The following is an 8172-nucleotide window of genomic DNA, read 5'->3' as shown; positions in this document are numbered from 1 at the left end:
AGTCACCAACATGAACCGATTCTCCCAGCGCCGCGCACTGCCCACCGGATTCACCTCGGCGCGTTAACCAGAAAGTTCTGACCCACGCACCTAGGGCGCGACTGACACCCAGGAGGCCCTCGATGGTGCGCTCCGGGATCCGCAATGCCGCCCCCAACTCCGCCCGCAAACTCCGCCACGCTAACTGCCGAGACCCAGCCCGGGTTCGCTCCGTGCCGGACTCGCCCAGCAGTAAGGCCTGCTCGAACAGGATCGCCCGATCACCCAGAAGGCTCGCGACACCCTGTTCCACCCGCTCCAACTCGTCAAGGACCCGCTCCATTGCTTCGATCGGACCAGCCGCGCCTGCCGCGACACCGTACGGGTACCCACGACTCGCCTCAAGCCCATCGCCGGACCGGCCGGAACTGTCGCGGCGATCGGACTGGTCATACTGATCCGGCTGGCCGGGCTCGTCAAGCTGCCCCGGGTGGTCGGGGTAGTCGTGCTCGTCGACCCAGAGCGGATCATCCAGATCAGGGTCGTGCGGGAACATCTCCGCCGGCATCCCCTGAAACGGCAGGCCGCCCCCCGGCCGGTAGCCCTTCGCGGCCATCTCCCTATCCGCCTCGATATTGAACTGCAGCATCGACTCGGCAAGCTCCGCCTCCTGCTCCGCCGACCACCGATAGCTCCTCATACCCATAGTGAATACCCACCCACCGACATTTGAATTGACTCGGGAACGGCGCAAATCGGCCCAGCCCACGCCGAGCCGCGGACCCCGTTCCCGCGCCCCTCCGGCCGCGACGCCACAGAGCCGGCACCGCGATGCCAGGCGGACGGCACAAATCCGGCACAAACTCCGACTCAGGGGTTCGTCGGCGAAATCTCCGACCACGTGAACAGGCTCGCCCACGGGCCCAACGCGCGAGCTACAGGCTCTTCACCGCACTCAACACCTTGGTGAGCGAGGCCTTCGCGTCGCCGAAGAGCAGCGTCGTCTGGGGTGCGTAGAGCAACTCGTTCTCGATCCCCGCGAACCCGGGCCGCATCGACCGCTTGAGAAAGACCACCTGGCGCGCGGCCTCGACATCGAGGATGGGCATGCCATAGATGGGCGAGCCCGGGCTCGTCTTCGCCGCCGGGTTGACGACATCATTGGCGCCGACGACGAGCACGACATCGGCCGTCTTGAACTGCGGGTTCACCTCGTCCATCTCCTTGAGCTGCTCGTAGGGCACATTGGCCTCGGCGAGCAACACGTTCATGTGCCCGGGCATGCGCCCGGCGACGGGGTGGATGCCGTAGACGACCTCGATCCCCTTACCCTCGAGTGTCGAGGCCAGCTCGGCCATGGTGTGCTGCGCCTGGGCGACGGCGAGCCCGTAGCCGGGCACAACGATCACGCGCTGCGCATACGCCAGCAGGATCGCCACGTCCTCGGCGGAGGACGACCGCACCGGACGCTCCGACACGACCGTCGATCCGGCCGTCGACCCGCCCTTGAACGCCCCGAAGATGATTCCGCTCACGTTGCGGCCCATCGCGGATGCCATTGCGCGGGTCAGGATCGTTCCGCTCGCACCCACGAGGGTGCCCGCCACGAGCAGCAGAACGTTGCCCAGCACGAGGCCCGACGCGGCGACGGTGAGCCCCGTGAACGCATTCAGCAGCGAGATCACGATGGGAACGTCAGCCCCGCCGACCGGGTTGACGAGCAGCACCCCGGCGATCAGGCCGAGCACGAGCAGCAGCGATGCGCCCGGCATCCACCGGTCGATGACGACCGCAACGGCCAACCCCACCGCGGCGATGAGGACCAGCCCCATGACCCAGGCCTGGCCGGGGAAGATGAGCGGGCGGCCCGGCAGGATGCCCTGCAGCTTGGCGAAGGTGATGCACGACCCCGAGAACGACACGGCGCCGACGAGCACCGTGAACGCGATCGCGCCCGCGGCGAACTGCGTCTCGACGTGGGCGAGCTCGAGAAGGGCGACGATCGCGGCCGCGCCACCGCCGACACCGTTGAAGAGTGCGACCAGCTGCGGCATCGCGGTCATCTGCACCCGGCGCGACACGGGGGTCGCGATGAGCGCCCCGACGATGATCACGGCGACGACGAGCGGCACGTTGTCGAGATCGGTCGAGAGGAACACCGTCAGCACGGCGATGGCCGCGCCGGTGGCACCGATGAGGTTGCCGCGACGGGCCGTCCGCGGGTTGCCGAGGCCCTTGAGCGCGAGGATGAAGCAGGCGGCGGCGGCGAGGTAGAGCACCGCCGTCCATTCCGGGCTGAGCAGGCTCATCGGTCGCCTTCCTTCGCGGATGCGGAGGGCGGCGCTGCGGAGGGCGGCGCTGCGGAGGCCTGGGCCACCGGCCGGCGCCCGCCGAACATCTCCAGCATCCGGTCGGTCACCACGAAGCCACCGACGAGGTTGACCGTCGACATCAGCACAGCGGCGAGCGCCGCGATCAGGATGCCGACATTCTCGGCCTGCCCCGCAACGATGATCGCGCCGACGAGGATGATGCCGTGGATCGCGTTGGCCCCCGACATCAACGGGGTGTGCAGGGTGCTGGACACCTTCGAGACGACCTCGAAGCCGACGAAGACGGACAGCACGAAGATCGTCAGCAGGGTGACGGCATCCATCAGTTGGTTCCCTCCAGGGCGTCGCGGGTGGGTTGGTGCACGATGGCTCCCTCGTGGGTGAGGCAGGTTCCGCGGACGACCTCGTCGTCGAAGTCGGGAACGACCGCGCCGTCGACTGTCATGAGCGCGATGAGGTTGGAGATGTTCCTCGCCAGGAGCCTTGAGGCATCGTTGGCCATTTTGGACGGGACGTCCTTCATGCCGAGCAGCACGATGTGGCCGTCCGCGACCGCCACCCGTACCTCCTCTCCGGGGATGCTGCCCTCCACATTGCCGCCCGACTCGGCGGCGAGGTCGACGATGACCGATCCGCTCCGCATCCCCTGCAGCATGTCGGCGCTCACCAGGCGCGGCGCGGGCCGGCCGGGGATGGCCGCGGTCGTGATCACGACGTCGGCACCCGCAACGAACGGGGCCAGTCTCTCCTGCTGGAGACGCGCGCGATCCTCGGCCAGTTCAGGTGCGTAGCCCCCCGCCCCGTCGATCGCGTCGAGGCCGAGGTCGACGAAGGTGCCGCCCATAGAGCGCACCTCATCGGCGGATGCGACGCGCACGTCGTACGCGGACACCCGGGCCCCGAGGCGCTTGGCCGTGGCGATGGCCTGCAGCCCGGCGACGCCGGCACCCAGCACGAGCACCTTCGCCGGGGGGATGGTGCCGGCCGCGGTCATGTAGAGCGGGAAGAAGCGGGGCAGGCGCATGGCCGCCTCGAGCGCGCAGCGATAGCCGGACACGAGCGCTTGCGAGGTGAGGGCGTCCATCGACTGGGCGCGGGAGATGCGCGGCACGAGCTCCATGGCAAAGGCGGTCACGCGCGCATCACGGAATGCCGCGACCGCCGGGAGCTGACTGGACGGCGAGCCGAACCCGATCGTGATCGTGCCCGCGCGCAGGAGCCCGATGAACTCGGCGGTCAGCGGCCGCACGTGGGCGAGCACGTCGATCGTCTGCGGGTCGATGCTCGTCACGACCTCGGCGCCGGATGCTGCGTAGGCGGCATCCGTGTATCCGGCGGCCTCGCCCGCGCCCGCCTCGATGACGACCTCGAGCCCCTGGTCTGCGAGGTGGCGCACGGAATCCGGCGTCGCCGCGACGCGCAGCTCGCCGGGATCTTGCTCCCGTTTGACGGCTACCTTCATTGCCAGCTCCTCGCATCGTTGTGCTCAGTTGACGCTATCGAGATTGTGGGGATTTGTCGGGGAGGCGGGCGCGGCATTTGGTGGGGAGCGTCTGGCGCGGCGGGCACACCGAGGGACCTTGGCCCCTGACGCGGGAGCGTGCGATGCCCCAACGTGGGAGATCACGACGACTGGAGAAGCCATGCCCCCGCACTGCGATTCGCTCGACGGCCCGGTAGTCACCGCCGCTCGGCAGGCTCTGAAGGCCGAGGACGTGGAGCTGGTTCTTCCCTACGTTCACGCGGAGGGCGAATCGGAGGTGCGCAGGATGTTCGACATGGTGCTGCCGGTGCGCCGCGAGAGCGCGGAGACGAGGGCGGTCGCGGACCAGCTCTTCTTCGAGACAGTCGTTCGCGTGCATCGTGCGGGCGAAGGAGCGCCCTATACCGGCATCAAGCCGGCGGGGCTCTCGGTCGGCCGCGTGATTCCGCTTGCCGAGCACTCCGTCCAGAGTGGTTCGTCCGAGGCGCTCGTGGCGTTTCTCAGCGATGTGCTGCGCGACGAATTCACCAGCAGGCTCGAGCACGTCAAGCTACTGGAGGCCATGAAGCACCTCTCGCTGGACTTCGCGCGAAAGCACGTCGAGGCGATGCTCAGTTTCGAGGTCTATGCCCACCACGTGTACCAGGCGCTGTCCGCGCCCGCGATCCACAACGAACGCGATCTCGTGCACGACCGCTGAGTCGTCAGCGCTGCGAATCAGCGCTGACGGAGGAGGATCCGCGGCGTTTCACCGTGATCGCCGCGACCTCTTTCGCCTCGGGCCGGAGCATGTCGCCGCGCTCGACGATGCCGGAGACCCAGCGCACCCGCAGCCCGTCGGGGGTCTCGACCAGGCTCGCGAGGCAGTTGTCGAACCAGGGCCCCGCGATGCCCGACCAGTGGAGGGGCGGATCGGCGACCCCCGCCGTGCGGGCGAGGCGCGCGGCGAGCTTCGTGGCGATCCCGTAGGCGAGCACCGCGTTGAAGGTGCGCAGCACCACGTGCATGGGGTTGCGGATCGGCGAGCACACCGCCTGCACGATGCGACTGCCCGACGACCTCTCGACCTCGGAGATGTAGGAGAAGTGCACGTCGCCGGAGAGGAAGGTGACGGTCTCGGGTGGCTCGCCGCGCGTGCCGTCGGCCACCTCGGTCGCCATCTCGGCCAGCCGCCGGAAGCTCCTCTGGAACGCACCCCAGTGTTCGAGGTCGAAGGCCTGACGCAGCCGTTCGCCGACGGCGGCCGCGAGCCTGCCCCAGGCGCCCTCCGAGATCGCCTCGTCCCACGACTCGATGTGGTGCAGCCCCGGCGGCAGCAGGAAGGGCAAGGAGGTGCCGACGAGGAGGTGCCGGAACCCTCCCCGCATCCGCTCATCGAGCCACCCGGTCTCCTCCTCGTCAAGGAGCGCTCGGCTCGCCGGGTCGAGCTCGCGGGCGGCACGGGAGTCGATCACGATCAGCCGCGAATCGGCGAAGTCACGGCAGAAGCTCCACCGGTAGCTCCCCGACTCCCGGTCGCAGCGGGCGGCGAACTCGTCGAGCACCTCGCTCAGATCGAGCTCGGACTCGAGCTCGGACTCGAGCTCGGACGCGCGGCCGTGCTCGGCGATCCGCCGCCAGATCTCGTCCTCGGCGCGCTCGGCCGCGGAGAGGTTGCCGATGTGCTGGTGCACCCAATACGACGCCAGGCCGGCAACGATGCGCCCGTGCCACCAGGGCTTCGCCTCCATCGTGCGTTTCCAACTGAGGGATGCATTCCAGTCGTCGCGCACGTCGTGATCGTCGAAGATCATCGCGCTCGACACCGTCGACAGCAGCCAGCGGTTGGCCTCGTCCGACCAGGCCAGTCGGTACAGGTGCGCGTACTCCTCATAGTCGGCGAGCTCCTTCCCTGGCGGCTCGTGGATGTCGCGCCGGGCAGCAATGAACTCCTGCATCGCCGCGCTCGTCGAGTCGGCATAGACCTGGTCGCCCAAGAACAGCATCAGGTCGGGCCACTCGATCACCCGGTCTCGCGCGGCCAGCTGCAGCGCGAAGGCGCGCAGCGCATCCACCCCGTGGCTTCGATTGCCCGCCTTGTCGTGCGGCACGCTCGTGCGGCACGATCCGAACGACATCCGCAGCGGTCTCCCCCGCTCCAGGGTCGAGATGACGGATGCCGGAAGCGACGAATCGACATCCGGCCACGCCCGCGTGCCGTCGACCTCGACCGAGTACGGCGTGACCGAGCCGGCCGCAAGGCCCTCGACGTGCACGAGGGCGTAGTGGTGCCCGTGTACGGCGAACGTGCGTGCCGACGCGGAGCGGTGCGGGGTGAGGACGGTCACCGTCGCAGACTCCCTCGTCTCGACCCAGATGCTCGCCGAGACCTCGTCGACGTGACGCAGGATCGGACCGAGGACCAGAGGAGACGTCGTCATGACTAAAGGTCTAGCGTGCCATCGCGCACTCGGCTAGGGCTTTGACGACGGGGTCTTTCCCTGCCGATTTAGGGTTCCTCATCCCAGCGGGTGCCCTCGAGGTCGCCGCGCAGGGTGCCCGTCGCGTCGTCGACGGCCGCGCCGACGGTCTGCGCGAACCGCTCCGGCGGAAAGCGTCCGCTCAGGCCGTAGGCACGAAGAAGATCCTTCACCGGGCCCTTCATCTCGGCGAAGATCAAGGTGATCCCGCGGGAGGCGAGGAAGTCGTCGAGTTCGACCAGCTCGTCGATCGCCGTCGTGTCGATGTCGGTGATGGGTTCGGCCGCGAGGATCACGGTGCGCACCCCGGTGCCGGCCGCAGCGACCGTCTCACGCACGTAGTCGTCGAACAACCCGCCGTTCGCGAAGAAGAGCGGCGCGTCAAAGCGCACGATCACGATTCCGGGCAGGCGCTCACCGTCGGGATGCCGCGAGAGGTCGTGGTAGCCGCGCACGCCGTGCCGGCGGCCGAGTTCTGCCCGGTACGGCCGCCGCGCCTGGTTGACGAACGCCAGGAAGGAGAGCCCGATCGCCACCGCAATACCCTGGATCACCCCGACCACGAGCACCCCGACCAGCGCGGCGAACGACAGGAGCGCGTCGACCCGGTTCACCCGGGCGATGGCGACGAAGCCCTTCACCTCGACGAGACTCGCGGCGGCGACGATCACCACCGCGGCAAGCACCGCCGAGGGGAGGTAGACCGTGAGCCCGGGGGCGGTCAGCATGAACGCCACGATGAGTGCCGCGCCGACCAGACCGGTGAGCTGCGAGCGCGCGCCCGCCTTCTCAGCGACCGGGGTCCGCGACGAGGATGCCGAGATCGGGAATCCGCCGAACAGTCCGCTCGCGAGATTCGACACCCCGATGGCGGCCATCTCCTGGCTGCCGCTGACCGATTCGCCGCGCCGCGCCGCGAAGGTGCGCGACAGCACGGCGGTATCGGTGAAGGCGATGAGGGCGATGCCGAGCGCCGGCAGCGCGAGGTCCGCGACATCCGCCCACCCCACCCCGCCGAGGGCCGGCGCCGGCACGCCCTGCGGGAGCGCCCCGACCACGGGCAGCCGCTCCGACAGTCCGAGGATCGCGGTGAGCGCGGTCGCGAGCACCACCGCCACGAACACGCCGGGCACGCGCGACAGGAACCGGCCGAACAGCACGATCACGGCGAGCGATCCGAGGCCGAAGGCCAGCGCCAGGGCATCGACGCGACCCTCGACGATGCCGCCGATGATCGCGGAGACGTCTCTGAGCGGGGACTCCCGGTCGATCGAGAAGCCGAGCAGCGCCGGTATCTGCGAGACGAGAACGAGGAGGGCGATCGCGTTCAGGTAGCCGACCCGGATCGGCTTGGAGATGAGGTCGGTTACGAAGCCCAACCGCAGCAGTCCCCCTACCAGCAGGATCACGCCGACCATGAGGGCGAGCAGGCCGGCAAGAGCCACCGCGCGCTCATCATCACCGAGCGCAAGCGGGAGGATCGCGGCGGCGATGATCGGGGCAAGCGCGGAGTCGGGCCCGAGCACGAGAATGCGCGACGGACCGAAAATCGCGTACGCCAGAAGAGGGAGGATCGTCGCGTAGAGGCCGGTCTCCGGCGGCAGCCCCGCGACCTCGGCGTATCCGATCCCGGCGGGAATCAGCAGGGCGGTGAGCACCACGCCGGCACGGAGGTCGGGCAGCAGCCACGCGCGGTGGTACCCGCGTGCGGTTGCGAAGCCTGGCACCCAGCGTCGGGGCAGCCAGTGCCCCGGTCCCCAGCGGCGGCGCACCGAGCGCCGCGCCATCGCGCCCCCGGTCTCGTTATCGCCCATTCGGCTCATTGTGTCCCAGTTCTCGCGCGCACAGAAGGGTCGCTCGCGAAGCGCCGCGCTGCCCCGAACTGGGGAACCCGAGGAACCTTCGCGCGAGCACGGGC

Annotated in this window: 7 protein-coding genes; 1 reads left to right on the top strand and 6 read right to left on the bottom strand. The window is 69.2% G+C overall.

Features of this window, described 5'->3' with window-relative positions; genetic code table 11:
• The 4 genes from ABIB15_RS13655 to ABIB15_RS13640 form a co-directional block, all read right to left on the bottom strand.
• Positions 1 to 679 (bottom strand): hypothetical protein (locus ABIB15_RS13655; protein ID WP_354479705.1); only part of this gene is annotated, 679 nt, incomplete at its 3' end.
• 235 nt (positions 680 to 914) lie between these two features.
• Positions 915 to 2288 carry an NAD(P)(+) transhydrogenase (Re/Si-specific) subunit beta gene (locus tag ABIB15_RS13650; RefSeq protein ID WP_354479702.1) on the bottom strand — a complete coding sequence of 458 codons (1374 nt, stop codon included), beginning with the start codon at positions 2286 to 2288 and terminating at the stop codon, positions 915 to 917.
• Complete coding sequence (locus tag ABIB15_RS13645) at positions 2285 to 2635, bottom strand: NAD(P) transhydrogenase subunit alpha part 2 (protein WP_354479699.1); 351 nt, start codon at positions 2633 to 2635, stop codon at positions 2285 to 2287. The genes ABIB15_RS13650 and ABIB15_RS13645 overlap by 4 nt, the downstream gene beginning before the upstream one ends.
• The gene (locus tag ABIB15_RS13640; RefSeq protein ID WP_354479696.1) at positions 2635 to 3774 is read right to left on the bottom strand and encodes an NAD(P) transhydrogenase subunit alpha; all 1140 of its coding nucleotides are present in this window, start codon (positions 3772 to 3774) and stop codon (positions 2635 to 2637) included. The genes ABIB15_RS13645 and ABIB15_RS13640 overlap by 1 nt, the downstream gene beginning before the upstream one ends.
• Before the next feature lie 181 nt (positions 3775 to 3955).
• Between ABIB15_RS13640 and ABIB15_RS13635 the strand changes: the two genes are divergently transcribed.
• A complete protein-coding gene (locus tag ABIB15_RS13635) occupies positions 3956 to 4495 on the top strand; it encodes a DUF6448 family protein (RefSeq protein WP_354479693.1) in 540 nt (179 codons plus the stop codon).
• A gap of 4 nt (positions 4496 to 4499) precedes the next feature.
• On the opposite strand, the gene ABIB15_RS13630 is transcribed toward ABIB15_RS13635, so the two are convergent.
• Positions 4500 to 6215 (bottom strand): alkaline phosphatase D family protein, encoded by a 1716-nt coding sequence (locus tag ABIB15_RS13630; RefSeq protein WP_354479690.1) that lies wholly within the window; start codon positions 6213 to 6215, stop codon positions 4500 to 4502.
• Positions 6216 to 6283: 68 nt separating this feature from the next.
• Positions 6284 to 8068, bottom strand: coding sequence for a SulP family inorganic anion transporter (locus ABIB15_RS13625; protein ID WP_354479687.1), 1785 nt, complete (start codon positions 8066 to 8068; stop codon positions 6284 to 6286).
• Between the last annotated feature and the right edge of the window lie 104 nt (positions 8069 to 8172).

Origin of the sequence: Marisediminicola sp. UYEF4 (genome assembly GCF_040546025.1) — a bacterium.
Classification (GTDB): domain Bacteria; phylum Actinomycetota; class Actinomycetes; order Actinomycetales; family Microbacteriaceae; genus Marisediminicola.
Note: the sequence above shows the minus strand (reverse complement) of the source record. Positions and strands in the feature narration are given on the sequence as shown.

Coding starts and splice junctions, on each gene's coding strand:
- ABIB15_RS13650 (WP_354479702.1), bottom strand. CDS start 2,288: ATGAGCCTGCTCAGCCCGGAATGGACGGCGGTGCTCTACCTCGCCGCC.
- ABIB15_RS13625 (WP_354479687.1), bottom strand. CDS start 8,068: ATGGGCGATAACGAGACCGGGGGCGCGATGGCGCGGCGCTCGGTGCGC.
- ABIB15_RS13630 (WP_354479690.1), bottom strand. CDS start 6,215: ATGACGACGTCTCCTCTGGTCCTCGGTCCGATCCTGCGTCACGTCGAC.
- ABIB15_RS13645 (WP_354479699.1), bottom strand. CDS start 2,635: ATGGATGCCGTCACCCTGCTGACGATCTTCGTGCTGTCCGTCTTCGTC.
- ABIB15_RS13635 (WP_354479693.1), top strand. CDS start 3,956: ATGCCCCCGCACTGCGATTCGCTCGACGGCCCGGTAGTCACCGCCGCT.
- ABIB15_RS13640 (WP_354479696.1), bottom strand. CDS start 3,774: ATGAAGGTAGCCGTCAAACGGGAGCAAGATCCCGGCGAGCTGCGCGTC.